Genomic DNA, 24,868 nt, shown 5'->3' on the forward strand with positions numbered 1-24,868 from the left:
TCCCCCGATGCAACATGGCACTCCATGCCACAATGTGGAATAAGTGCAACTGATGCTTGAAATGCATTTCACAATTGGTTACAGGACGCCAGTTCCCAATAAGGGTTGTCTTCAAGGGAGAGTGTATCGTGAAGAGCCGTCGCATAAAAATTATCAACCTGATGGCTGGCGCAGCCACCTTGGCCATCACAGCATTGCCGGTTTCGGCATATGCGCAAAGCACGGATGCTGCCGGCGGTGAGAGCGCTGATACAGCTGGCAACGAAATCATTATTATCGGTACGGCCGGCGGTAAGGGCATCAACAAGCTCGACGCGAGCTTCTCTGTCACGACCTTCAATCAGGAAGACCTGGCAATCCTGAGCCCGAAAAGCTCGGCCGATCTGCTCAAGGGCGTTCCCGGCATCTGGTCTGAGAGCTCCGGCGGCGTTGCTGGCGCGAACATCATGGTCCGCGGCATTCCTTCGGGCGGTGATGCTCCGTTCGTGACATTCTCCGTCAACGGTTCGCCCTTGTTCGGCACAAATACGCTTTCGTTCTTCGAAACCAGCACCCTGTTCCGGCCTGACCTGACGGTCAGCAACGTCGAAGTGCTGCGCGGCGGCCCCAATGCGGTGTTTGCGCGCGGTGAGCCGGGTGCGACAATCAACTTCCGGCTCAAGGAAGGCACCGATGTAACCGAAGGTGCGGTGGAAGCGTCGATTACCGATTTTGGCGGAACACGCTTCGATACGGTGCTCAGCGGGCCGCTGGGCAATGACTTTTATTACATGGTGGGTGGCTACGTCCGCCGTTCCGATGGTGTGCGCGACGCTCAGTTCACCTCTGAAGAGGGGCAGCAGCTGACCGTTCAGCTTACCAAGCACTTTGATAACGGCAAGTTGAACCTCTACGGGCGGTACACCGATGATCACGGTCAATGGTATCTGCCGTTCAACCTGGCCAACCCGAATCTCGACCTTGGCGAGTTCTCGCAATTGGGCAATGCCACGCGGCTTCGCACACTGCAGGTCGACCCCAGCGGCACAACCGAAACCTTCGACTTCGCCGACGGTCGCGGCTGGGACGGCTATGTGGTCGGCGCCAATGCCGAGTTTGAAATTGCCGACGGCCTGACGCTGCGTGACAACTTCAATTACGTCAACGGCAACGCGGATACTTTCGGGTTCGTCCCGGCAGGTTCCGCGGTAACCGTGGGCGCGGTTGAAAGCGTGATCGGCGGCCCTGTGGAAACCACTGGCGGTGTGACACTGGCATCCGATGACTTCGTGCAGACCTATGGTCACTGGGTTGTGCTCAAGGACATCGAATCGTTCTCGAACGATCTCAGCCTCACGCAATTGCTCGGTGATCGTGATCAGCACGAACTCACCCTTGGTGTCTATACCTCCTCGTTCAGTTCGGATGACTGGTGGTCGATCGGCAACCCGATTGCCGTTCACAATGCGCCCAATGGCGATACGCTGGCGAATGTCACTCCCGGAGATATTGCCACAGCTGGCGGCAATGGCGGGTTCAACTTCGGCCTGGCCGATGCCGGCGATGCCGATATTCTGGCCTTCTATGCCGGTGGAACCTTCGAGCTGGTCGAAGGGCTCAAACTGGATGGCGGTGTTCGTTTCGAGAACATCGACATCAATTTCGTGCTCGACACCGGGCCGGGCTTTCCTGACGGCGTACGGGATCTTACCTTTTCGGAATCGGATGATGAAATCGCCTGGACCGCAGCGCTCAGCTATGATCTTACGCCTGATCTGATGGTATATGGCCGTTATTCAGACGGTTATCGGTTCCCTGATTTTGACCAGATTCGCGATGGTTCGACTGCTGTTCAAAGCATCAAACAGGCCGAAACCGGCGCCAAATTCAACAATGGCACCGTTGGCTTGTTCGTTACCGGTTTCTACACCAAGACTGACCAGTTCTCGAACACGGTTGGCGGTAGTGTCCCCGCTTCGTTCTTCACCGCAGAAGCCTATGGGGTGGAAGTCGAATCGACCTTGCGGTTTGGCGGTTTCGGCCTTGCCGGCACGCTCACCTATCAGGATGCGGATATCACGCGATCGACCATCACGGCGGACATCGGCAATCAGGTTCAGCGTCAGCCCGAATTCCAGGCCCGCTTTTCGCCAAGCTATGATTTCGATCTCGGAACGCTATCTGGCACGCTCTATGGCAGCCTGACCCATGCCGGGAAGCGGTTTGGCGACAATGCCAATACCGTCGATTTGCCGAGTTATCAGAAGCTTGATCTGGGCGTTCTGGTTCGCCATGAATCGGGCCTTTATGGCCAGGTCCATGCGGATAATCTGAACAATTCGCATGGCATCACCGAAGGCGATCCGCGCAATCCGACGGCACCGAATGGTCGCCCGATCCTTGGGCGTTCGGTCAAGTTCACGGTCGGATACAACTTCTGAAGCGGTTGAACTCAGCTCTTGCAGGGTCGCATTGCTGAGGCTGGCGGGTCAGGGAAAAATCCTTGGCCCGCCAGTTTTCTGTTGGTGAAACGAATTTGTGGCGGTTTGCCGGATTGGCCGGGTCACACCACTGCCATGAGGCTGGCGTTGCCGCCTGCTGCGGTGGTGTCGACCGAGATGGCGACTTCCTCGAACATCCAGTCGGTGCGGTAGGCGCGGGTTTCCCCGCCTAGCTGGACGATCGGGATCGGCCCGTCTTTGGCGGCAATGGCGGCGAGGGTGGGTCGGATGTCCTGCCCCGCATCCTCGACCAGCACATGTGCAAAGGGCGGCTCGGCAGTCCAGTCGGCGACCCAGATGGTGTCCTCGATCACCTCCACGGGCAGATCGCCGTGCAGTTGGCGCGTCTGCGCGTCATCGGGCAGCGCGGCGCTATTGCCGCTGGCCGCGACCGCTTTCAGCTGGGCGTACAGCCCCTCGCTGGTTTGCGGCAACAGCAGCACCCGCCCGCGCGGCTTGACGCTGTAGAGATTGCGTTCGCCCACCGGGCCGGGCAGCCCGGTCATGTGGCCCAGCATCGGTGCGCCCTGTTCGTCGCGCAGGATCGCCGAACTGGGCTCCGCATCCTTGACCAACCGGCCCAGATAAAGCGGCCCGCCAGCCTTGGGGCCGGTGCCGGACAGGCCGCGCCCGCCGAAGGGCTGGACGCCCACGATCGCGCCGATGACGTTGCGGTTGATGTAGATATTGCCAGCATCGGCGTGCGAGATGATCTCTTCGATCGAATCGTCGATCCGGCTGTGCAGCCCGAAGGTGAGGCCGTAGCCGGTGGCGTTGATCTGCCGCATCACTTCGGGCAGATCTTTGCGCGCATAGCGCAGCACATGCAGCACCGGCCCGAACACCTCGCGCTCCAGCTGGCCTATATCGTCGATCTCGATCATCGTGGGGGCAACGAAGGTGCCTTGGTAAGCTGCCTGATCGAGCTCCAGCTGCTCGATCCGGTGCCCGGCCTTGCGCATGGCTTCGATGTGAGCGGTGATGTTGCCCTGCGCTTCGGCGCTGATCACCGGGCCGACATCGACCCGCAATGCGTCGGTCGGGCCGACCCGCAGCTCTTTCAGCGCGCCGCGCAGCATCTCCATCAGCTCGTCGGCTATGTCTTCCTGCACGCACAGGATCCGCAGCGCTGAGCAGCGCTGGCCGGCGCTGTCGAAGGCGCTGGCGATGACGTCGCGCACCACCTGTTCGGGCAGGGCAGAGCTATCGACCACCATCGCGTTCTGTCCGCCGGTTTCAGCGATCAGCGGAATGGGCGCGCCACCGCGCAGGGTGCGGGTGGCCAGTTGGCGCTGGATCAGCTTGGCCACTTCGGTCGAACCGGTGAAGATCACCCCGCAGGTCTCGGGGGCCGATACCAGCGCGGCACCGATCTCGCCCGCGCCCGTCACCAGCTGCAGCACGCCCGGCGGGATCCCGGCCTCGTGCAATATCGCCGCCGCCTGCGCGGCGATCAGCGGGGTTTCCTCGGCCGGCTTGGCGAGTACGGTGTTGCCAGCCGCCAGCGCGGCGGCGACCTGCCCGGTGAAGATTGCCAGCGGGAAGTTCCACGGGCTGATGCAGACCATCGGCCCCACCGCCTCGGCGCCCTGCAGCCCGGCGCGCGCCTCATTGGCGTAGTAACGCAGGAAGTCGACTGCCTCGCGCACTTCGGCAATGGCATTGGAGGCAGACTTGCCCGCCTCGCGCATGATCAGGCCCAGCAGTTCCTCCATCCGCGCGTCGAGCAGGTCAGCGGCCTTCTCCAGGCAGGCAGCGCGGGCATCAACCGGCGTTGCCGCCCAGGCGGGGAAGGCCGCGGCCGCGTTGCGCGCGGCGAGCTGCGCATCGCGGGCAAGCGCATTCTCGACCTGGCCCACCACATCGCGGTGAGCGGCCGGGTTCAGCACGGCTTCGGCCTTGCGGGTCGCCTGCAGGCCTGGGATGAGCGGCGCAGCGCGCCACATTCTGCCCGCACTTTCGCGCAGGGTCTCCGAAAAGCGTGCCAGCACCATCTCATCGGTCAGGTCGAGCCCGCGTGAGTTGACGCGATCGGGATAGAGCTCGCACGGCAGCCTGATCATCGGATGGAGCGAGCCGACAGGATCGATCGCTTCGGCCTCTGTCACCGGATCGACCGAGAGTTCATCTAGCGACACCTGCTCGTCCCAGATACGGTTGACGAAAGAGGAGTTGGCCCCGTTCTCGAGCAGGCGGCGCACCAGATAGGCCAGCAGCGTCTCATGCGTGCCGACCGGGGCATAGATCCGGCACGGGCGATCGAGCTTCTTCTTGCCCACCACTTCCTCGTACAGCGCTTCGCCCATACCGTGCAGGCACTGGAACTCGTAATCGCCGGTGCTGAAATCCTCGCCTGCCAGGTGATAGATCGTGGCCAGCGACTGGGCGTTGTGGGTCGCGAACTGCGGGAACACGTGCTCGCGTGCGGCCAGCAGCTTGCGGGCGCAGGCGAGATAGCTGACATCGGTGTGGACCTTGCGGGTAAAGACCGGGAAATCGGGCAGGCCGTCGACCTGCGCGCGCTTGATCTCGCTGTCCCAATAGGCACCCTTGACCAGCCGCACCATGATGCGGTGCCCCGATCGCCGGGCAAGATCGATAATCCAGTCGATCACGAAGGGGCAGCGCTTGCCATAGGCCTGCACCACGAAGCCCAGGCCGTCCCAGCCCGCGAGCTCGGGATCGAGCGCCAGCGCTTCGAGAATGTCGAGCGACAGTTCGAGCCGGTCGGCTTCTTCGGCATCGATATTGAACCCGATGTCATATTGCTTCGCCATCAGCGCCAGTTCGCGCACCCTGGGCAGCAGCTCGCCCATCACGCGATCGGCCTGCGCGCGGACATAGCGCGGGTGAAGCGCGGACAGCTTGATCGAAATGCCGGGGCCTGCGTAAACCCCGCGGCCCTTCGCCGCCTTGCCGATGGCATGGATCGCGCGCTCGTAATCGGCGTAATAGCGCTCTGCATCGCGCATCGTCATCGCCGCTTCGCCCAGCATGTCATAGCTGTAGGCAAAGCCCAGTTCCTCTTGCTTGCGCGCGCGCCGCAAGGCCTCGGAGATGGTCTCGCCGGTGACGAACTGTTCGCCCATCATCTCCATCGCCATGTTCACGCCGCTGCGTATCACCGGCTCGCCCGCGCGCTTGATCAGGCCGGAGAGCGAGGCGGCAAGTCCGCGCTCGCGCACCGGCGAAACCAGCCGGCCCGAAACCACCAGGCCCCAGGTGGCGGCATTGACGAAGATCGAGCGCCCATCGCCCAGGTGCGCGCGCCAATTGCCATGCGCGATCTTGTCACGGATCAGCGCATCGCGGGTGGCCTTGTCGGGCACGCGCAGCAGCGCTTCGGCAAGGCACATCAGCGCGACGCCTTCCTGCGTCGACAGCGAGTATTCCTTGACCAACCCCTCGACCCCGCCGCGCTGCCCCTTGCGGCGCAAACGCGTGATCAATTCGCGCGTGATCGCAGCGATGGCCGCATTGTCCTGAGCCGATACCCGTGCAGCCTCGATCAGTGGCAGAACCGCCTCAGGCTCGGGCAGGCGATAGGCTGCAGTAATCGCGCGCCGCAACGGCGTGGGGGCGCTGATCGGCGGGGCAAAGCGGGTGAAGGGGGAGGAGTGAGTCAACTGGTCCACGGCGAATCCGGTGTGGGTGGGGGCAATTTTTCCAGGCCGGGGAAATTGGCTGTCCCTCTGGCTGAATTGCGCGGCAACTTTGCCCGAGGTGCGGATGAGACAGCGCAATGTCAAGGCCAGCGTCCAGTCCTGCGGTGGCGGGCTATCGATGCCGCGGCCATGACCGCGAATGCCCGCTACAATGTCGGATGCAATCGTTCTGGAATGGCTATCAAGCACCGCCCGGACCGTCATTATTATGGCGCACTGCAATCGTTTTGCTATCCCACTCGCAGCAGATAAGCTTGCGACCCGAGATTCGGCGAAGGCGCGGCGAGCCGGGACAAGGCGAGTTAGAAAGGTACGCAATGAACCTGAGGCTGGAAAAATCGGGGACCGTTGCCCGGCTGCTGATCGACAGGCCTGAGGCGCGCAATGCGATCAACATGGCGATGTGGGAGGCATTGCCCGGCCTTATTGCCGACGCTGAAAGCGATTCCGCGATCCGGGTGCTGGAGCTGCGCTCAGCGGAGGGGACGGGCGCCTTTTGTGCCGGGGCCGACATCAAGGAAATGCTCGCGCACAAGGATGATATGGCCTGGCGCGAGGCCAACCAGGCGGAAATCAACCGTGTGCAACACGAACTTGCGCGCGTCAGTTTGCCTACCATTGCCTTTATCGATGGGGATTGCATTGGCGGCGGCTGCGGATTGGCGCTGGCGTGCGACATTCGCGTTGCCACGGGCCGAGCGCGCTTCGGCATCACGCCGGGCAAGCTTGGGCTGGTCTATCCGCTGCATGATGTGAAGCTGCTGACCGATCTGGTCGGGCCCGGCCAGGCCAAACGCATTCTGTTTACCGCAGAGCTTCTGAACGCGCAGGAGGCCCAACGTATCGGACTTGTCGAAATCCTGGCGGACAGTTCAGACGCATTGATAGAGCAGATTCTTGCCACTTCCACGCACTCTGCCGTCGAAAACAAGCGCTTCGTGCGCCGCGTGCTCGATGGGCAGGCGCAGGATGATGCAGAAACTCTGGGGATCTTTGGCGCTGCCTTCACGCGGCAGGATTTCGCTGAAGGCGCCGCAGCCTTTGCAGAGAAACGCAAACCGGAATTCAGCTGATGAAGCTATTCGCCTTTTACTGCCGCGACGGCGAGCACGGCGAGATTTTTCGCGAGCATAGCCATGACGCCTTGCTCAAGCACTTCGAAGAGCATGGCGAGCATTTCGCGGTCGCCGGCCCGCTGGCCAAGGGCGACAAGATTGTCGGTTCGCTGCTGATCATCAAGGCCAGGGATGAAGCCGAAGCCCGCTCCAGGCTTGAAGCCATCCCCTATTTCTCGGTTGGGGTGTGGCAATCGATTCGCGCGGACGAATTCCAGCCGTTGTTCGGTGATTGGGCTGGCGGTAGCGGGCAATAGCGCGGAACGCCGACGCGGCCGACCGCCAGGATACGGTCAATTGCCAAACAGCATCTGCAGGAGACCACGCCGTTTCGGCCTGGATTGGCCGGTCACTTCGTAGAGGTAATTCGCCAACAGGACTGCCTGGTTGCGATCCAGCAGCACCGCACGTTCGCGCAGCTGTTTATCTTCTTGTTCCGTCCGGTGCATGGTTTGCAGTCGCAGCACCATGCGCTGTCCCAGATCATTGATCTTCCAGCCTACCAGCGCGCCGGAATCGAGTGGATCCATTGACCACCTCCCAGATTGTGCGACCCTGGTTGTGCCGCAGTGAATAGCGTGCTTGCGCCCCAACGCCAATATCGGTCAATGCTGTCATATTAGCCAAGTTTTGTTGTCGCGTCTGTGCTGGCATGGCACAGTTCGGCCTGACTGCCGTGAACAGCGGCCACAAGTTCCAATCCTGAGCCTAAGAAAGCCAGATCAATGCTCGATACCAGCAAGCGCACCGCCTACAATGAGGACCACGAGGCCTTTCGTGACACGGTTCGCAAGGTCTTTGCCCAGCACCTCACTCCCTATCTCGATGAGCATGAGGAAAAGGGAATCGTCCCGCGCGAGACCTGGAAGGCAATGGGCGAGGCAGGACTGCTTTGCCCCACGGTCAGCGAAGAGAATGGCGGGCTGGGGCTCGATTTCGGCTTCAACTGCGTGCTGTGCGAGGAACTGTCCTATCTCGGTTCATCTGCCGGCTTCACGCTCCAGAACGATATCACCGCCAATTATTTCCAGCGGCTGGGCACCGAGGAACAACGGCAGAAGTATCTCCCCGGCATGGTATCGGGCGACATCATCACCGCCATCGCCATGACCGAACCGGGCGCGGGTTCGGACCTGCAGGGTATTAGAACCACCGCAGTGGAAGATGGCAATCACCTGGTGATCAATGGCTCCAAGACTTACATCACCAATGGCCAGAACGCCGATTGCGTGATCGTGGTTGCCAAGACCGATCCCAGCCAGGGGGCCAAGGGCACCACGCTGGTGCTGGTCGATGCCGATACGCCGGGCTTCGAGCGTGGCCGCAATCTCGACAAGATCGGCCAGCATTCCGCCGACACATCCGAACTGTTCTTCAACGATTGCCGCGTTCCCAAGACGAACATACTGGGCGGCGAAGGGCGGGGCTTCGTCCATTTGATGGAGGAACTGCCGCAGGAACGGCTGGGCATTGCGGTGGCGGCGCAGGCGGGGGCGCAGCGCGCTTTCGATGAAGCGGTGAAGTTCACCAAGGATCGCAAGGCGTTTGGCAAGACCGTGTTCGAATTCCAGAACACCAAGTTCACTCTGGCCGATCTCAAGGCCAAGCTGCAGGTGGGCTGGGCGCATCTCGACTGGGCGATCTCTCGGCATCTCAAGGGTGAGCTCACCACCGATGAAGCGAGCGCGGCCAAGCTGTGGCACACCGACCTGCAGTGGGAGGCTTGCGACGCGGCACTGCAGCTGCATGGCGGTGCGGGCTACATGAATGAATATGCCATCGCACGGCTGTGGCGCGATGCGCGCGTGACGCGCATCTTCGGCGGCACCAACGAGATCATGAAGGAAGTGATCAGCCGTTCGATCTGAAGGGAGAAAAGCATGACCAATCCACTCGATTTTTCGCAGCGGCGCGTCCTTGTGGTCGGCGGATCGGGCGGGATTGGCAATGGCATCGCTCACGGCTTCCGCGAGCGGGGAGCTGAGGTGCATGTAACCGGCAGGCGTCCTGATGAAGGCGACTATCTCGAAGCTGAAGACAGCGATTTCACCGGGCTGACCTACCACAAGCTGGACGTGACCGACCGCGATGCCGCCGCCAGACTGGCGTCACAGCTTGGCGCGGTGGACGTGCTGGTGCTGTGCCAGGGCGCGGTGCGATATGGGCGCGAAGAATTCGAGCGCGAAGGCTGGGACGCGGTGATCGACGTCAATCTCAATTCGGTGATGGACTGCGCGCGGGCTTTCCATCACGGCCTGGCACAGCGCCAAGGCTCGATCATCATCGTCAGCTCGACCGGGGCGTTCCACGCCATGATCGGCAACCCGGCCTATGGTGCGAGCAAGGCCGGTGCCGCCAGCCTGGTCGGCTCGCTGGCACAGGCCTGGGCGCGCGAGGGCATCCGGGTTAACGGTATCGCTCCGGGCTTCGTGCCGACCAAGATGACCAGGATCACGACCGAGAACGACAAGCGCCGCGAAGGTGCAATTGCGCGCATCCCGCTCGCGCGGATGGGAACGCCGCAGGACATGGCCGGGGCGGCATTGTTTCTGGCATCGCCGCTTGCGAGCTATATTACGGGGCAGTCGCTGATCGTTGATGGCGGCCTTTCATTGTAAAATTAAGGAGATAGAAGGTGAAATTCTCACGCCTCGGCAATTCCGGGCTCAAGGTTTCGCGGCTGTGCCTCGGTTGCATGAGCTATGGCGATACGACCAAGGGGTGGCACGGGGACTGGCTGCTCGACGAGAATCAGAGCCGTCCCTTCTTCCGCAAGGCGCTGGAGAGCGGGATCAATTTCTTCGATACCGCCAATGGCTATTCGGGCGGCACGTCTGAAGAGATTACCGGCCGGCTGCTGAATGAAATGGCGCTGCGCGACGAAATCGTGGTCGCGACCAAGGCCTATTTCCCGTGGCGCAACGCGCCCAATGCCGGCGGCAATTCGCGCAAGGCCCTGATGCAGGCGATCGATGACAGCCTGCGGCGGCTTGGGATGGACTATGTCGACCTGCTCCAGATCCATCGCTGGGATGATGCGACACCAATTGAAGAGACGATGGAAGCGCTGCATGACATCGTGAAAGCGGGCAAGGCGCGCTATATCGGGGCCTCCTCCATGTATGCGTGGCAGTTTGCCAAAGCGCAGGAGGCGGCGCGCGCCAATGGCTGGACACGTTTCATCTCGATGCAGAACCAGCTCAACCTGCTCTATCGGGAAGAAGAACGCGAGATGTTGCCGCTGTGCGAGGCAGAAGGGGTAGGTGTGATCCCGTGGAGCCCGCTGGCGCGCGGGCGGCTGGCCCGCGCCAATGACGAGGAAACCGTGCGCAGCCAGACTGATGGCGTTGGCAAGGTGCTCTACAAGGAAGGGGATGCGGCCGATCGCGAGGTGATCGATGTGATCGGCAAGGTCGCCGATGCGCGCGGTGCGGCGCGCGCCAGCGTTGCGCTGGCGTGGCATTTTACCAAGCCGGCGGTAACGGCGCCGATCATCGGGGCGACCAAGCCGCAGCATATCGATGCTGCGCTGGCCGCCCTCGAAATCGGGTTGACGCCGGAAGAGATCGCCGCGCTCGAAGCGCCCTATCGGCCCAAGTGGCCGAACGGGCTGGGCTTGCCCATGCCGCCGATGGAGCATGTTACACTGCGCCAGGATTGATCGCGGCCAGCGTAAGCGAAAACGCACCAGTCCGTCACGAACGCGTCACACGCATGCGCCATTCCATCGCTGGAAACAGGGTGAATGGCTGTGGGTGTCATCAATATTTTGCTGACTAGCGAATTGGGCGAAACGCTTGACGATTTCGTGCATGATGCATTCCATCTCAAATTCGACCGGGTCGGCCCGGAGGGTCCGCGCAGCCTGATCGAAGGGCCGGTCTGGGCCTTTGTCGACTGGGTGATGGAAGACCTTGCCGGACTTGAAATGTGCCGCCGTCTGCGCGCCGATCCCCGCACTGCCGATGCGCATATTACCATGGTGCTGGAAGAGGATGATCCTGACGACCGGCGCCGGGCCCTGCGTGCCGGGGCCGATGATTATATGGTCGGCCCGATCGACCGCAAAATGATGCTTGATCGGGTATTGGCGCTCAAGGCGCATGACGTGGTTGGGGAAACCACTGCGCTTGCTGCGCGCCGCGTGGTGCCGCTGATCGGGCTTGGCCAGCTTACCATCGACACGCTTGGCCATCAGGCGAGGTGGGCAGGTGAACCGATTGAATTGAGCCCCAACGAATTCCGCCTGCTGCGCTATTTTGCCGAGAACCCCGACCGGGTGCTGTCTCGGCAGGAATTGATTGCGGGGCTGGGCAAGCGCGAACCGCCGATTGACGAACGTACAGTCGATGTCTGGGTCGGACGATTGCGGCGCGGGCTCAAGGCGGCAGGAGCGGGCAATCCGCTGCGCACGGTTCACGCGCTGGGATATGTGTTCGACACATATTAAGCGCTGGTGCAATTGGCTGGCGGGCCGAAACATCTGCCTTGCGCAAATTTAAAGGGCCGCCTCGCAGCAGCGAAGCGGCCCTTCTGACCTCGGGAGGAAAGGTCAGAATTGCGTCGAGATTCCGATCGAGAAACTCGTTCCGACATCGTAGCTGTTGATCTCGATGCGGTTGGTGTCATTCCTCTGGAATTCGAAATTGTCGCGCCCGAAGATGTTGCGCACTTCGAACGAAAGCTCGAATGGCTGCCCGAACGCGCCGATTTCCGCCCGCGAAACGAAATCGACGGTCAGGCCCGGATTCTCGAGCACGTCAGGGCGCTGGAAACCACGGCTAGTCACTCGCTTGCTGGCATAGTTGAACAGCAAGGTGGCCTGCTGCGTCTTTTCGGTGTCTTCGATCCCGACCTGGAAGTTGGCAACATGGTCTGACTGGCCGGTTAGCGCATCGCCATCGTCGAACAATTGCGAGGCCGGAGTTGCCCCATTGGGAGGGAGCAAGGTGATGTCGCCATCAACCACCGAGATATCCGATTTGGTGTAGGTATAGTTGGCAATGAGCAACAGCTGCTTGGTTTCGAACAAGCCGCCAAGGTCAATCAGGTCGATCCCGTATTGCAGTTCAACCTCGCCGCCATAAAGCGTGGCTTCGGGTGCATTGGCAAAGCTGGTAAGCAGGCGCCCGCCACCTGAAGAAGTGATGAAAGCTTCGATCGGATTATCGATCTTCTTCCAGAAACCGGCCAGGCTGACCCGGTCACCGCCGCCGAGATAATATTCCCCGCGCGCTTCGAAATTCAGCAGTTCGCTGTCGACCAGGAACGGGTTGCCGCGCAGCGCGCGGTTCGATTCAGGGTCGAAATAGAGCTGCTCAACCAGTTCGCGGAACTGCGGCCGGGCAATCGTCTGCGAAGCCGAAAGGCGCAGCTGCAGATCGTCCATCGCTTCCCAGGTTATCGTTCCGGCGGGGAGGAAGTAATCCTCACGATTGTTGGTCGGTGTGGCGCCGACAATCGGTGTGTTGAAAATCGACTGGTCCAGCGCCACGGTCTGCACGGCATCTTCGTAGCGAACGCCAAGCTCCACTGTCAGTGTGTTGCTCGGCAGGAAGCGTACCAGGCCATAGCCGGCATGGATGCGCAGCCCAGCGTCAAAGGCCGGGAAATCGCTTGTTTCATCAAGCCGCACGGTAAAACCGGCCAGTGTCGATCCGTTGAATATGTCTCCGGGCCGGCGCAGGCCAATTGCCGGAATCAGGCTTTCGTCCAGCAAATCCCCTTCGACTCTGGGGGCGAATTCGCGCCGGATGGAATAGCGATCCACATCCGTATAGGCGTAGCCAAACGAGGTTTCGAGATTGTCAGTCAGCGGATAGCTGACGTCGATGCCACTATAGATGAGCTCTTCCTGCAGGTCGTCAAAGGCGATCCGCGTCAACCCGCTGTCTGACAGGCGGTTGAAATAGGCCACGAACTGGTCGCCAAAGGGGCTGTCAGCCACATTGGTGCGGGTATAGGAAAACAGCGCATTGAACGGCGCTTCCCGATCAGTCCGTGCATAGCCGCCGCGCAGGTCCAGTTGCAGATCGCCGAACTTGAATTCGCCCACCAGCTGCGTGTCGATCAACTGACGCTCGAACCATGCCGTATTCTGGTTCACGAAGTCAAAGCCCGTCTCGCCCAGCTGGAAGCTGGTACCCTGTTCGAGCCGCGCGGTCTTCAGCGTGTCGCGAATGTAGAGATTGGTCCAGCGGATCGTATGTTCGCCAATGTCCAGCCCGAAACCAAGCAGGCCGTTCACCAGTATGTTGTTGTCGGTGATGAAATTGGTGAAATCGTCGGTGATCACCGTCAGATCGGTATTGGCCGCCTGGGAGCGGACCGAGCGGTTGCGCCAGCTGTTCTTGATGCTCGCGGTCGCGATCACGCCAAGATAGTCGCCGTCACCCACTTCGAATGAAGAACCGCCGGTGATCGAGGCCGAAAAATTCGCCGGTAGCGTGTTATTCTTCTGCACTGTGACAAGGTTCGCCGGGAACAATTGACCCGCTATGCCTTCCTGTATCTCGATCGAGGTATCAGCAAGGCGTTCGCCGCTGTCGAAGAAGGCCTGAAGGTTGGCGGGGATGTCCCGATTGCCGTTATCGAACCCGGTCCAGTCGGTAGAGGAGCCGAAATATTGCAAGCCATTCTGGAAGGTCGTTTCGCTGTCGCCACTGGCGCTGACGCTCAGTTTGAGGAAGCTCTCCTCTGGAATCGCGCGCGTGGTGAGATTGATCACTCCGCCGCCGAATTCGCCCGGATAATTTACCGAATAGGTCTTTTGCACCAGCGAGGATGCGATCACGCTGGTCGGGAAGATGTCTAGCGGGACCACGCGGCTGAGCGGTTCGGGGCTCGGCAATGGCAGCCCGTTGAGCAGTGCCAGCGAATAGCGATCTCCCAGGCCGCGCACGAACACGCGCCCGTCGCCGACAAGCGAAAGGCCGGTCACGCGGCCCAGCGCGCCAGCGATGTCGCCTTCACCGGTTCGCGCGATGTCGGCTTCGGACAGCACATTGAGAACCTGGGTCGAGGATCGGGCAGGGTCGCGGTTGCGCCGCCCGGTGACGATGATCCCGCCGCCGGGAACCGAGACATCGGGCTCGACATATTGTTCGTCCTGCGGGGAAGCTTGAGCCGCAGTTTCTTCGGCATCGGCCGGTTCTTCCGGCAGCGTTGATTCCTGCGCCGCTGCAAGTGCCGGAAAGGTTAGCGAAGAAGTTAGCAGCAACAGCCCTGCCAAGCGCTTGACGGTCGACATGGTGGAAGACCCCTTCATGTTTTAAGGTCCTGAATTTGAGCCAGAAGCATGCGCTCTGGCGGTAAATGCGGGTGTGGGAGGCGCCGCTATGCGTGGCGCCTCCCACTTGGTGCGAAAGGCGCGATCAGTTGACCGGCAGCGAGGTGCAGGTTCCACTGGAGCTGCCGAAGTTGAGCGTCGCCGAGTTGCAGGTCCAGCCGGTGAAACGGGTATCGGATTCGTTCTGGACTGCACCGATATAGTTCACCGCTTCGAAGAAGCTCGACAGGCCGGTCACATCGAAAGCTGGAACCGCTGTCTCATTGGTTCCGTTGGCGATGCTCATGGTCAGCGTGATGACAACATTTTCATTGTTGTTGCTGCCTGCGTCCCATGCCGCCTTGACCTGGGCATCGGTAACACCGGCATCACCGCGGAACGGCCGCGCCGGGTCGAAGTCACCGATTACTGACTGGAATACAGGTGCGGCCGCCAGCGTTACTGCTTCATCCACGCGGATGCCGGTTTCGTTGTCAGTGTCGATCACGCCATTGGCGAGCACGCCCTTTGCGCCGCCGCGATAACGCACGGCCTGCGAATTGGTGGTCGAGCGTTCGAGGAAGGTGAAGTTCGCGACCTGCAGCACAGTTTGCGGGTTTGCAGCCGTCGAGAAGTCCGAATCGGGCGAATCGAGTTCGATGATGCTGTCGCCTCCGCCGCTGCGCTGCGCGGCGATCACGAACTGAAGATTGGCCTTTGCTCCGGAGTCGACATCGAGTGAATCGTCATCCGCGCCGACTACTGCCAGGTTCTTGATGTTTACCTCACCGCCGAAAATCTCGATTCCGTCATCGGAACTGTTGAACGACATGATATTGTTCAAGGTCGTGCCGGTGCCGACACCGCCGGTGGTCAGCGATTGCAGCTCGCTGCCCGGAGCGATGCTGAAGCCCGAATAACGAATCTGCACGAACTCGAGAGAGCCGGAGCTGTCGGCTGCGTTGGCACCGCCAAACAGCGTGGTGGTATTGGTCCCCTCAAGCTGCTGTTCGCAATCAGCCTGATTGGCCGGATTGATGGTGCCGGAACGGCAATCCGAAACTGGCGCCCGGCCCAGCAGGACAACGCCGCCCCACTGCGAGATCGAGGCGTCGGTGCTGAGTCCAAGCACATTGTCGCGGCTGGTGAAGATGATCGGCTGTGCGGCGGTGCCGCTCGCCTCGATCGAGTTGCCACGATTCACCACAAGAAACGAACGGCCCGTTGCCCCATACACGATTACGCCTGGCTCGATGGTCAGCGTGACATCGGTTCCAGTGCTGGTGGGGCCGCGGTCCGAGCCGACATCAACCTGGCCAGGCAGGGAGTAGAGCAGACCGCTAATACGGGGTAGGGTGGTGTCGGCGTCAATCAGGGCCGGAAGCTGGCAAATGCGATATTCGCCCGTGGGGCCGGAAATCGTCCCGCCGTCGGTCAGTCCGCCGGTCGCCGCAATGGTGGGGCAGCCCGCAGCCGGTGTTACACCACCAGAGCCGGGCGGCGGCGTGGGCGTGGGCGTGGGTGTTGGCGCCGGGTTGTTGATGATAATGTTCCCGCCAGTGCCGGGAGAGACGATTTCGTCTGCACCACAGCCGGCCAGGGCGACCAGGCTGCAACCAAGAATGAGCGTTTTTTGAATGTTTTTCACAGCGAGCGGTCCCCTCAAGAAAACCCAGAATCGGAAAAGTCTGCGCGTTGGTGCGCACCGGTTCGCTAGGGGGGCTTGATGACAGTTTGGGGGCCAAGATTGCGGTTTTGCAACAATCCACAAACTATGACTGAAGAATGACAAATATGACGTCGGGCGCGCTACGGCTCCAACTCGCTTCTCACAGTCTGGGTGTGTATATTACAGATATATATCAGTGTGTTAGTAGTTAAAGATTGCGGATTTATGACAATGTTTCATTTTTATTGCTCCCCCATGCGCATTGCGTCATTCTTGATGCGTCAATGGGAGAACAAACATGATCGCAGCAGCTATCGCCTGCACCATGATTCTGGCTCAGTCGGCTGCATTGCCTGCTGGCGAATCGGTTGAAATCGAGGTTCGTTCGGCGGACAGCCAGGTTGGCTATGAAGCGCTGATGGCCGGTGACAACGAACGCGCCATCGCCGAGATCGAAGCCAATCGAGTTTTGGCGCAGAACGATCCGGCGCGGCTGCTCAATCTGGGTATTGCCTATGCGCGCAGCGGTGATGAAAGTCAGGCCCGCGCAATGTTTCAGGCGGCTCTGACGAGCACTGACCAGATGGAACTCGAAACCTCTCAGGGCGATTGGGTCTATTCGCGGGCGCTCGCGCGCCAGGCCCTGCGCATGCTTGGAGATGGCTCGCTCTACACTACGCGCATGGCGGTGCGCTGACGGGCGGGTTCCGCATCATATCGGCAGGCCTCACCCTAAGGCGCTTCGGGATACTGGTTCCGGGGCGCTTTTTCTTGTCCTGACCGGGGAATGCCGCCGATCGAGCGGCAATCGCCGGGCGGGGTGTGGATAGCCTGTGCATGACTTGAGAAACGCGTCCTTCGCAGTTTTGTCACTGCATTGTCACTTGGGCTAAGCATGGGGGCCTGATGAAGGCGTCCCAAGTGATTCTCGCGCAAGCCGGTTGTTTATCGGCAGCGGCGATTCTGGCGCTGGTGGCTGCGCCAGTTAGGGCAGACGTGCTTGAAATCGGCGCGGAGGGCTCGCGCTGGGTGTCCGGTGGCCCGCTCGAGATCGGCCTGGCGGCCGAAACGCCGCCGCAAGCAATCGTAATTCCCGATCAGGCTGCTGTGCCAGCGCGGTATATTCCCGTGGCCCAGGCAGAGGCCAGCAGCCGGGGAGTCCCGCCGCAATTCGCCGCCAAGGTTGCCGAACTTTCGGCGCGTTACGATCTTAGCCCCGCACTGATCGAGGCGCTGGTCTGGCAGGAAAGCCGCTGGCGCGCTGCTGCGGTTTCGCCCAAGGGCGCGCGCGGGCTGGCTCAGCTGATGCCGGGAACTGCCAGCTATCTGGGCGTCAATCCTGACGATCCCTTTGCCAACCTTGAGGGCGGCGCGCGTTATCTGCGCGAGCAGCTCGACCGGTTTGGCGGCGATCTGGAAAAGGCGCTCGCCGCCTACAATGCCGGGCCGGGGCGGGTCGAGCGCGCGGGCGGCGTGCCGCGTATCCGCGAAACCCAGCAATATGTCGTGGCGATCATGGATCGCCTTGCCAATCACAGTTCCAAGGAAACACCATAGATGCGTCTCTTCTCTCGCCTGACGGCCCTGGCATTGCTGCTTAGCCCCACCGCCGCATTTGCGCAGCAGGCTGGCGATCCGCAGGGCTCGGGCCCGATCGTGGCGGCGCTGGCGTGGCTTCAGGGCACGCTGCTGGGCACAGTCGCGACCACGGTTGCGGTGATGGCGGTGGCCGCGATCGGCTTCATGATGCTGACCGGGCGGATGAACTGGCGCTTCGGCGTGACGGTGATCGTGGGCGTGTTCATCCTGTTCGGCGCGACCACCATCGTGGCCGGTATCCAGGCGGCGGCGGGGTAGGGCGCGCATGAGCGACCTCGTCCGCCATCCTGTGCACCGCGCACTCACCCGGCCGCAGATGTTCGCGGGCGTGACGATGAATTTCTTCATCATCAATCTGATGGTGACGACGATCGCTTTCCTGGTCCTGAAAAGCTTCTGGATCATTCCCGTGCCGATCGTGACCCATGTGGTCGGCTATTTCGTTTCGCTGCGTGAGCCGCGCATCTTCGATCTGTGGATCACGAAGGTGTCGCAATGCCCGCGCGTGAAAAATTACAAGCGCTGGGGCTGCAACAGCTATGCGCCGTAACGCAGGACATTGATCTGATGAGCAAATGGATCGGAGCGGCGGCCTGGGGCGCAAAGGAAGCCCGCGCGGGCGACCGCTTGCCTTATCTGCGGCTGATTGACGAGAGCACGATGCTGCTGCGCGACGGATCGGTGATGACATCGATCCAGGTGCCCGGCCTGCTGTTCGAAACCGAGGATTCGGACAGCCTCAATGCCCATGCCGCAACCCGCGAAGTGGTGCTGCGCTCCACGCTCGATTCGCGCTTCGTGCTCTACCATCATGTCATCCGGCGGCGGGTCGAGGTGGAGCTGGAGGCGGATTTCGAGGATCCGCTATGCCGCCATATCGATGCCCGCTGGAAGGAGCGGCTGGCGGGCGGGGCGCTGTTCGTCAACGATCAGTTCATCACGCTGATCCGCCGCCCTGCGCGCGGCAAGACCGGGCTGGCCGAACGCATTGCACGCAAGTTCAGCCGCAGGGGTGGCGGCGAGATCGAGGCCGACCCCAAGGATGTGCGCACGCTCAAGGCGGCGGTGACCGGGCTGGTCGCTTCGCTGCAGGCCTATGGCGCGCAGGTGCTGGGCGATTATGACAATCCCGGTGGCGGCACCAATTCCGAGATGCTCGAGCTGCTCTCTGCGCTCTACAATGGCGAAATGCGCCCGGTGCGCCGGCCCGCCGAAGACACCGATATCGGGCAGATGCTGCCCTATCGCCGGGCGAGCTTCGGGCTCGACGCGATGGAATTGCGCGGCTCGAGCGGCTCCGAGTTCGGCGCGATCCTTGGCCTCAAGGACTATCCCGAAGCGACTTCGCCCGGACTGCTTGATGGGTTGCTGCGGCAGCCCTTCGAAATGATCGTGACGGAAAGTTATGCCCCGGCAGAGCGGACGACGGCCAAGGAGCGGATCGATCTTGCCCTGCGCCGGCTTCGTTCGGTCGACGAGGAAGCCGCCGCCGAGCGGGCGGACATGCTTTCGGCGCGCGACGCGCTGGGCAATGGCGCGGTGGGCTTTGGCGACCATCACCTCACGGTGCAGGTGCGCGAAAGCAGCCTGCTGCGGCTCGACGAGGCGGCCGCCGCCTGCGCCGCAGCCCTGGCGGACACCGGCGCGATTGCGGTGCGCGAGGACATCAATCTCGAGCCCGGCTTCTGGGCGCAGTTTCCTGGCAACGAGCAATATGTCGTGCGGCGCGCGCTGATCTCCAGCGCCAATATGGCCAGCTTCGGGTCGATGCACGGCTTTGCTCTGGGCAAGGCCAGCGGCAACCATTGGGGCGATGCCGTAACCCTGTTGCAGACGACCAGTTCGACCCCGTTCTTCTTCAATTTTCACCACGGTGACCTCGGCAATTTCTCCGTCATCGGCCCATCGGGTTCGGGCAAGACCGTAGTGATGAATTTCCTCGCCGCGCAGGCCCAGAAATTCTCACCCCGCACCATCCTGTTTGACAAGGACCGCGGGGCCGAGCTGTTCATTCGCGGCATCGGCGGGCGTTATGACCGGATCAGCGCGGGTGAGCCGACAGGGTTCAATCCGCTTGCGCTGCCCGATAGTGCGGCAAACCGCGCCTTCCTGCGCGACTGGCTGGGCGTGCTGCTTGCAGCCGAAGGGCCCGAGGAACTGGCGCTGATTTCGGCAGCGGTCGATGCGGCCTATGAAAACGACGCCTCGCTGCGACAACTCAGGCATTTCAGGGAACTGCTTGCCGGGGCAAGGCGGCCCGAGCGCGGCGATCTTGCCGATCGGCTTTCGGCCTGGATTCATAATGGCGAACATGCCTGGCTGTTCGACAATGAACGTGACGAGCTCAATCTCGAGAACCGCGTGCTTGGCTTTGACATGACCGCGCTGCTCGAAAATCCGCGGCTGCGCACGCCGGTGATGATGTATCTGTTCCACCGGATCGATGAGCGGCTTGACGGCAAGCCGACGATGATCCTGATCGACGAGGGGTGGAAGGCGCTTGACGACGCGGTGTTCGCCGCGCGCATCCGTGACTGGCTCAAGACGCTGCGCAAACGCAATGCACTGGTCGGCTTCGCCACGCAGAGCGCGCGTGACGCGCTTGAGAGCCGCATTTCGGCGGCGCTGGTCGAACAGACCGCGACGATGATCTTCATGCCCAATTCGCGCGCCCGGGCAGAGGATTATTGCGACGGGTTTGGGCTGACTGCCCACGAATTCGCGCTGATCCGTTCGCTGCCCGCGCACAGCCGCTGCTTCCTGGTGCGCCAGCCCGATGCCAGCGTGGTTGTGCGGCTTGACCTTTCCGGGGCACCCGAAGTGCTCACCATCCTTTCGGGCCGCGAAGCTTCGGTCCGGCGGCTGGACCTGCTGCGCGCGGCGGTGGGCGATGATCCGGCGGACTGGTTCCCGCCGCTTACCGGGCGCGTGTGGCCGGGCCACAGCGATGGCGGCGAAATGGGCGAGCTGCCGATCTGGCAGGCAGCCGAATGAACGGCTTTTGTGACAGTGCACTGTCCGAAATGGGCGGGGGCATTGCGGCGGCGCTGCAGGCGGTGGATTGCATTGCTGCCGATGGTGCCGCGAGCGCATTTGGCAAGATCTTCGCGCCGGGCGGGGCGCTCGAAACCGCGCTCGTCATCCTGCTGACGCTGTATGTTTCCTTCTTCGCCATCAGCCTCATGCTGGGGCGTTCGAACCTCAGCGTCAGGGCGCTGTTGCCGCGCATGATCACGGTTGGCCTGGTGCTGGCATTTTCGACCAGCTGGGTTGCCTTTCGCAGCTTCATCTGGCCGCTGTTCGTCGAAACGCCGGATTATCTCGCTACGCTGCTGACCGGCAGCGACGGATCGGCAACGCGGGTGTTTGCCGAGAAGCTCGACGTGGTGTTCGCCGCGGTCCAGCAGGCGAGCCAGGGGCAGCAGAATTTTGAGGCCTTTTCGCCGGCCGGCCTGATGTGGCTGGGTGCTGTCATGCTGCTGCTGGGCACCGTGGGCGTGCTGGTCACTTCGCGTATCGCGCTGGCGCTGCTGGTGGCGCTGGGGCCGATCTTCGTTGTCATGGCACTGTTCAATGGCACGCGCGGGATTTTCGCCGGCTGGCTCAAGGGACTGGTGATGCTGGCGCTGACCCCGCTATTCGCGGTGCTCGGCGGCACGATCATGCTAGAGCTTGCGGTGCCGGTGTTGGCGGGGCTGACCGGGACACCGGGCCAGATTGACCCACGTGCCGCCATGGCCTTTTTCCTGGTCGGCGCAGTGCATGTTGCGCTCATGGTGATGGTGCTCAAGGTTGCGGCCACCATGGTCTCCGGTTGGGAGGTGTTCGGGCTTGCTGCGGGCAGGGAAGACAGCACAAGCCATACGCCCGCGACAGCCACCGGACCGGCTCAATCGCGCCAACCCGATCCGCGCTATGCCGCCGCTTCAGGAAATGCTTCGCGCCGCATCGATGTGAATGCGGTGACTGCCATTACCCCCGCCAATGATGCGGGCGGACAAGCCGGATCGAGCCGAATTCGCGAAACGCGGGTCTATGCCACCAGTTCGCCGCCATCGGCAGCAGGTGACAGTGCCGCCGCACCCTCACGCACGCGCGGAATCGGCAATCGCTTCCGCCCTGTGCAAGCGCGCGCATTGGCGCGCAAATCGGAGATGCCAACATGATTCGCGCCGCGATCCCAGCGCTTGCGTTAGCGCTTTCGACATTTGTTTGCGGCCCGGCGCTGGCTGATGATCCGCGACTGGTCGAGCGCCTTTATGATCCTGCCCAAGTGGTGCGGATCGACGGCAAGGCGCGGGTCCAGGCAACGATCATGTTTGGCGATGACGAAGTGATCGAAAATGTCGCCATCGGGGATTCGCAAAGCTGGCAGGTAACGCCGAACAAGCGCGCCAACCTGCTGTTTGTGAAACCCCTTTCGGCAACTGCTGTGACCAATATGACAGTGGTGACCAGCAAGCGCACCTATCTGTTCGATCTGGTTGCCAGTCCGCGAGGCCGCCCGGTCTATGTGCTGAGCTTTACCTATCCCGATCCGCCTGAGCCCACGGCAGAGGAGGCCGCACTGGCAGCGCGCGAGACCGCCAATCCGGCGGAAATGGCGGCCGCGACAGACCCCTATGCCGTGGTCGATCCAGCCGCGCTCAATTTCGACTGGGAGAAGCAGGGCAATGCCGGCCTTCTGCCGGTGCGGGCCTATGACGATGGGCGCGCGACCTTCCTTTCCTGGCCTGCCGATCGTGCAGTTCCGGCGATATTGATCAAGGATCAGGAAGGTACAGAAGGGCCGGTCAATTTCACGGTGCGGGGCGACACGATCGTGGTGCAGGCCGTGCCCCGCGAGATTGTGCTGCGATCGGGCGAGAATAGCGCGCTGCTGGTCAATCGTGGCCCTGTCCGCCTGGCGCTGCCGCTGCGTGACGATCCTGCTTTAGCAAGGGCCGAAGCTCAATCGAGGGAGGAGAACTGATGCGCCTGGCAATGAGGCTGCCCGCCAAGGGCAAAACCGGCGAAGCCAGTGGCGCCGATCCGCGCGAACGGGAATCGGCAGAGATCATCGATCTTGCCAGCCGCACCGCCTATCCTGTGGTGGCGCAGCAGCAGGGCAAGTCCGACACTCTCGGCTTGGTTGCCGGAATTGCAATCGTAGCGGGGTTGGGCGCGGTTGCCTTCTGGGGGATGAATTCGGCGCGGCTGGAAGACCAGGCCAGCGTGCCTGCGCCCGCGCCGGTCGAGGCGCCGGTGCAGGCGGCTGTCGTTCCCGCGCCGCAGCCCGCCGAGGCACAACCCATGCCCGCAGCGAGCGTGCAACCGATCAATGAAAGCGCCGCGCCAGCCCCCGTTTCCGCTGTCAATCCCTATGCCAGCCCGACCATGGTGTTCGATGCCAGCGCGGCGGTGCAGCAGGCCCAGTCTCCTGCGGGTGAAGCAGCCTCCGCCGATGCCGCCACCGCCACCAGCGCCGGTGCAGGCTCGGCAGCCGACTTCGCCAGCCGCATCGGCGGCGTGGGCGGCGCCCCCGCGCAAGCGCGGGCGATGACCAATCCTTCAACCACTGTCACCCAGGGCACGCTGATCCCTGCGATCCTGGAAACCGCGATCGATACAAATGTGCCGGGCTATGTCCGCGCCGTGGTGAGCGAGAATGTGCGCAGCTTTGATGGCACGCGTATCCTGGTGCCGCGCAGCTCGCGGCTGATCGGGCAATATCAGTCGGGCCTGCAGGGCGGGCAGAAGCGCGCCTATGTCATCTGGACGCGGTTGATCCGGCCCGATGGCGCTTCAGTGAACCTTGCCTCGCCTGCGGTGGGTTTTGATGGCACCACCGGGCTTCAGGGCCAGGTGAAATCCAACTTCTTCCAGCGGTTCGGTTCAGCCATGCTTTTGTCGGTCGTCGACGGGCTGACCGCGATCGCAACGGGCGGCACTTCGATTGTGCTGGGAGGCGGCAGTTCTGCGGCGGCCGCAGCAGCCCAGCAGGATGGCCAGATCGGTCCCACCGTGCGCGTGCGCCAGGGAGAGCCGATCCGGGTGTTCACGGCGCGCGATCTCGATTTCTCGCAGGTCAGCGGATGAGCGCAGAGATACATCCGCTGCCGTCCGATAGCACCGGCGCTGGCGAACGCAGCGTCTATCTTGAGGCCTATCTGGCGCCGTTCAGGCGCTGGCTTGACCTGGATACCGTGACCGAAATCATGGTGAACCGTCCCGGCGAAGTCTGGGTGGAGGATGCCGCCGATCCCGGCATGAAGCGGATCGAGACGCCCGAGATTGACGATGCACTGGTGCAGCGCCTGGCCGAGCAGGTTGCGCGGGTCAGCCATCAGGGGATCAATCGCGAGCATCCGCTGCTGGGTGCAACACTGCCTGATGGTGCGCGTATCCAGTTTTGCGGGCCGCCTGCCGCGCGCAAGCATTGGGCGATGGCGATCCGCCGTCACCGCCGGCTCGATCTGCCGCTTGACGCCTATGACAGCGGTCCGCTGACAAAGCCCGATGCGCCCGCCATGCCTGACCCGCAAGCCCAGCCGATCGCCTATCTACGCGAAGCGATCCGCCAGCGCCGCACCATCCTGATTTCGGGCGGGACCAGCACCGGCAAAACCACCTTCCTCAACGCCATGCTGAAGGAAATTCCGCGCAGCGAACGGGTGGTGCTGGTGGAGGATACACCCGAGCTAAAACTGCCAGGCGCCAATGGCGTTGGCCTGGTGGCGGTGAAGGGCGAATTGGGCGAAGCAAAGGTTTCTGCCAACGAGCTGCTGCAAGCGGCATTGCGTTTGCGGCCCGACCGGATCGTGCTGGGCGAATTGCGCGGGGCGGAAAGCGTAAGCTTCCTGCGTGCGATCAACACTGGCCACCCGGGAAGCTTTTCAACCATTCACGCCAACAGCCTCACGGGCGCGCTGGAGCAATTGTCGCTGATGGTGATGCAGACCGGGATCGGTCTGTCGCGCAGTGACACAATCCAATATGCCGCATCGGTGATCGATGTGATCGTGCAATTGGGGCGTGACGGGCAAGGCAAGCGTGGGATCACCGAAATCGCAGACTGCCGCTCGCTGATTTGA

The 24,868-nt window shown here is 62.1% G+C and carries 20 protein-coding genes; 16 read left to right on the forward strand and 4 right to left on the reverse strand.

Going from position 1 to position 24,868, the window contains the following annotated elements; genetic code table 11:
• Nucleotides 1-161 precede the first annotated feature (161 nt).
• The gene (locus ACX2DJ_RS12290) at nt 162-2,420 is read left to right on the forward strand and encodes a TonB-dependent receptor (RefSeq protein ID WP_462572981.1); all 2,259 of its coding nucleotides are present in this window, start codon (nt 162-164) and stop codon (nt 2,418-2,420) included.
• Between the two features lie 122 nt (nt 2,421-2,542).
• Here the strand turns inward: ACX2DJ_RS12290 and putA are convergent, their stop codons facing one another.
• Nucleotides 2,543-6,106, reverse strand: a complete 3,564-nt coding sequence (gene putA / locus ACX2DJ_RS12295) for a bifunctional proline dehydrogenase/L-glutamate gamma-semialdehyde dehydrogenase PutA (RefSeq protein WP_462573088.1) — start codon at nt 6,104-6,106, stop codon at nt 2,543-2,545.
• 356 nt (nt 6,107-6,462) lie between these two features.
• Here putA and ACX2DJ_RS12300 point away from each other — a divergent pair, with 356 nt between their 5' ends.
• Nucleotides 6,463-7,218, forward strand: coding sequence for an enoyl-CoA hydratase/isomerase family protein (locus ACX2DJ_RS12300; protein ID WP_462572983.1), 756 nt, complete (start codon nt 6,463-6,465; stop codon nt 7,216-7,218).
• Nucleotides 7,218-7,517 (forward strand): YciI family protein, encoded by a 300-nt coding sequence (locus ACX2DJ_RS12305; protein WP_462572985.1) that lies wholly within the window; start codon nt 7,218-7,220, stop codon nt 7,515-7,517. The genes ACX2DJ_RS12300 and ACX2DJ_RS12305 overlap by 1 nt, the downstream gene beginning before the upstream one ends.
• 36 nt (nt 7,518-7,553) lie before the next feature.
• Here the strand turns inward: ACX2DJ_RS12305 and ACX2DJ_RS12310 are convergent, their stop codons facing one another.
• Entirely contained in the window at nt 7,554-7,790 is a 237-nt protein-coding gene (locus tag ACX2DJ_RS12310; protein ID WP_462572987.1) for a hypothetical protein, read from the reverse strand.
• A 195-nt stretch (nt 7,791-7,985) separates the two neighbouring features.
• Here ACX2DJ_RS12310 and ACX2DJ_RS12315 point away from each other — a divergent pair, with 195 nt between their 5' ends.
• From ACX2DJ_RS12315 to ACX2DJ_RS12330, 4 genes are all read left to right on the forward strand, one after another.
• On the forward strand, nt 7,986-9,128 hold the full coding sequence (locus ACX2DJ_RS12315; RefSeq protein ID WP_462572988.1) for an acyl-CoA dehydrogenase family protein: 1,143 nt from the start codon (nt 7,986-7,988) through the stop codon (nt 9,126-9,128).
• 12 nt (nt 9,129-9,140) lie between these two features.
• A complete protein-coding gene (locus tag ACX2DJ_RS12320; RefSeq protein WP_462572990.1) occupies nt 9,141-9,878 on the forward strand; it encodes an SDR family NAD(P)-dependent oxidoreductase in 738 nt (245 codons plus the stop codon).
• Nucleotides 9,879-9,895: 17 nt separating this feature from the next.
• Nucleotides 9,896-10,921, forward strand: coding sequence for an aldo/keto reductase (locus ACX2DJ_RS12325; RefSeq protein WP_462572992.1), 1,026 nt, complete (start codon nt 9,896-9,898; stop codon nt 10,919-10,921).
• 84 nt (nt 10,922-11,005) lie between these two features.
• Nucleotides 11,006-11,710: a response regulator transcription factor gene (locus tag ACX2DJ_RS12330; protein WP_462572993.1), complete on the forward strand. Its 705-nt coding sequence runs from the start codon at nt 11,006-11,008 to the stop codon at nt 11,708-11,710.
• A 102-nt stretch (nt 11,711-11,812) separates the two neighbouring features.
• On the opposite strand, the gene ACX2DJ_RS12335 is transcribed toward ACX2DJ_RS12330, so the two are convergent.
• A complete protein-coding gene (locus tag ACX2DJ_RS12335; RefSeq protein WP_462573089.1) occupies nt 11,813-14,509 on the reverse strand; it encodes a TonB-dependent receptor domain-containing protein in 2,697 nt (898 codons plus the stop codon).
• 124 nt (nt 14,510-14,633) lie between these two features.
• On the reverse strand, nt 14,634-16,175 hold the full coding sequence (locus ACX2DJ_RS12340) for a beta-helix domain-containing protein (RefSeq protein WP_462572995.1): 1,542 nt from the start codon (nt 16,173-16,175) through the stop codon (nt 14,634-14,636).
• A 319-nt stretch (nt 16,176-16,494) separates the two neighbouring features.
• Here ACX2DJ_RS12340 and ACX2DJ_RS12345 point away from each other — a divergent pair, with 319 nt between their 5' ends.
• From ACX2DJ_RS12345 to virB11, 9 genes are all read left to right on the forward strand, one after another.
• Nucleotides 16,495-16,893 carry a hypothetical protein gene (locus ACX2DJ_RS12345; RefSeq protein WP_462572996.1) on the forward strand — a complete coding sequence of 133 codons (399 nt, stop codon included), beginning with the start codon at nt 16,495-16,497 and terminating at the stop codon, nt 16,891-16,893.
• Nucleotides 16,894-17,102: 209 nt separating this feature from the next.
• On the forward strand, nt 17,103-17,753 hold the full coding sequence (locus tag ACX2DJ_RS12350; protein WP_462572998.1) for a lytic transglycosylase domain-containing protein: 651 nt from the start codon (nt 17,103-17,105) through the stop codon (nt 17,751-17,753).
• Entirely contained in the window at nt 17,754-18,053 is a 300-nt protein-coding gene (locus tag ACX2DJ_RS12355; RefSeq protein ID WP_462572999.1) for a TrbC/VirB2 family type IV secretion system protein, read from the forward strand.
• A gap of 7 nt (nt 18,054-18,060) precedes the next feature.
• Nucleotides 18,061-18,345, forward strand: coding sequence for a VirB3 family type IV secretion system protein (locus ACX2DJ_RS12360; protein WP_462573001.1), 285 nt, complete (start codon nt 18,061-18,063; stop codon nt 18,343-18,345).
• 17 nt (nt 18,346-18,362) lie between these two features.
• Entirely contained in the window at nt 18,363-20,789 is a 2,427-nt protein-coding gene (locus ACX2DJ_RS12365; protein ID WP_462573003.1) for a VirB4 family type IV secretion/conjugal transfer ATPase, read from the forward strand.
• Nucleotides 20,786-21,961 (forward strand): TrbL/VirB6 family protein, encoded by a 1,176-nt coding sequence (locus ACX2DJ_RS12370; RefSeq protein WP_462573005.1) that lies wholly within the window; start codon nt 20,786-20,788, stop codon nt 21,959-21,961. The genes ACX2DJ_RS12365 and ACX2DJ_RS12370 overlap by 4 nt, the downstream gene beginning before the upstream one ends.
• Nucleotides 21,958-22,767, forward strand: a complete 810-nt coding sequence (locus tag ACX2DJ_RS12375; protein ID WP_462573006.1) for a TrbG/VirB9 family P-type conjugative transfer protein — start codon at nt 21,958-21,960, stop codon at nt 22,765-22,767. Before ACX2DJ_RS12370 ends, ACX2DJ_RS12375 begins: the two co-directional genes overlap by 4 nt.
• Complete coding sequence (locus tag ACX2DJ_RS12380) at nt 22,767-23,873, forward strand: TraB/TrbI/VirB10 family type IV secretion system protein (RefSeq protein WP_462573007.1); 1,107 nt, start codon at nt 22,767-22,769, stop codon at nt 23,871-23,873. Before ACX2DJ_RS12375 ends, ACX2DJ_RS12380 begins: the two co-directional genes overlap by 1 nt.
• Nucleotides 23,870-24,868 carry a P-type DNA transfer ATPase VirB11 gene (virB11, locus tag ACX2DJ_RS12385; protein WP_462573009.1) on the forward strand — a complete coding sequence of 333 codons (999 nt, stop codon included), beginning with the start codon at nt 23,870-23,872 and terminating at the stop codon, nt 24,866-24,868. Before ACX2DJ_RS12380 ends, virB11 begins: the two co-directional genes overlap by 4 nt.

The organism is Altererythrobacter chaiwopuensis (assembly GCF_054957755.1).

Bases quoted from the DNA above. Each gene is read 5' to 3' on its own strand.
- ACX2DJ_RS12290 (WP_462572981.1), top strand. From the start codon at position 162: ATGGCTGGCGCAGCCACCTTGGCCATCACAGCATTGCCGGTTTCGGCA.
- ACX2DJ_RS12300 (WP_462572983.1), top strand. From the start codon at position 6,463: ATGAACCTGAGGCTGGAAAAATCGGGGACCGTTGCCCGGCTGCTGATC.
- ACX2DJ_RS12305 (WP_462572985.1), top strand. From the start codon at position 7,218: ATGAAGCTATTCGCCTTTTACTGCCGCGACGGCGAGCACGGCGAGATT.
- ACX2DJ_RS12310 (WP_462572987.1), bottom strand. From the start codon at position 7,790: ATGGATCCACTCGATTCCGGCGCGCTGGTAGGCTGGAAGATCAATGAT.
- ACX2DJ_RS12315 (WP_462572988.1), top strand. From the start codon at position 7,986: ATGCTCGATACCAGCAAGCGCACCGCCTACAATGAGGACCACGAGGCC.
- ACX2DJ_RS12320 (WP_462572990.1), top strand. From the start codon at position 9,141: ATGACCAATCCACTCGATTTTTCGCAGCGGCGCGTCCTTGTGGTCGGC.
- ACX2DJ_RS12330 (WP_462572993.1), top strand. From the start codon at position 11,006: ATGGCTGTGGGTGTCATCAATATTTTGCTGACTAGCGAATTGGGCGAA.
- ACX2DJ_RS12335 (WP_462573089.1), bottom strand. From the start codon at position 14,509: ATGTCGACCGTCAAGCGCTTGGCAGGGCTGTTGCTGCTAACTTCTTCG.
- ACX2DJ_RS12345 (WP_462572996.1), top strand. From the start codon at position 16,495: ATGATCGCAGCAGCTATCGCCTGCACCATGATTCTGGCTCAGTCGGCT.
- ACX2DJ_RS12350 (WP_462572998.1), top strand. From the start codon at position 17,103: ATGAAGGCGTCCCAAGTGATTCTCGCGCAAGCCGGTTGTTTATCGGCA.
- ACX2DJ_RS12355 (WP_462572999.1), top strand. From the start codon at position 17,754: ATGCGTCTCTTCTCTCGCCTGACGGCCCTGGCATTGCTGCTTAGCCCC.
- ACX2DJ_RS12360 (WP_462573001.1), top strand. From the start codon at position 18,061: ATGAGCGACCTCGTCCGCCATCCTGTGCACCGCGCACTCACCCGGCCG.
- ACX2DJ_RS12365 (WP_462573003.1), top strand. From the start codon at position 18,363: ATGAGCAAATGGATCGGAGCGGCGGCCTGGGGCGCAAAGGAAGCCCGC.
- ACX2DJ_RS12370 (WP_462573005.1), top strand. From the start codon at position 20,786: ATGAACGGCTTTTGTGACAGTGCACTGTCCGAAATGGGCGGGGGCATT.
- ACX2DJ_RS12375 (WP_462573006.1), top strand. From the start codon at position 21,958: ATGATTCGCGCCGCGATCCCAGCGCTTGCGTTAGCGCTTTCGACATTT.
- ACX2DJ_RS12380 (WP_462573007.1), top strand. From the start codon at position 22,767: ATGCGCCTGGCAATGAGGCTGCCCGCCAAGGGCAAAACCGGCGAAGCC.
- virB11 (WP_462573009.1), top strand. From the start codon at position 23,870: ATGAGCGCAGAGATACATCCGCTGCCGTCCGATAGCACCGGCGCTGGC.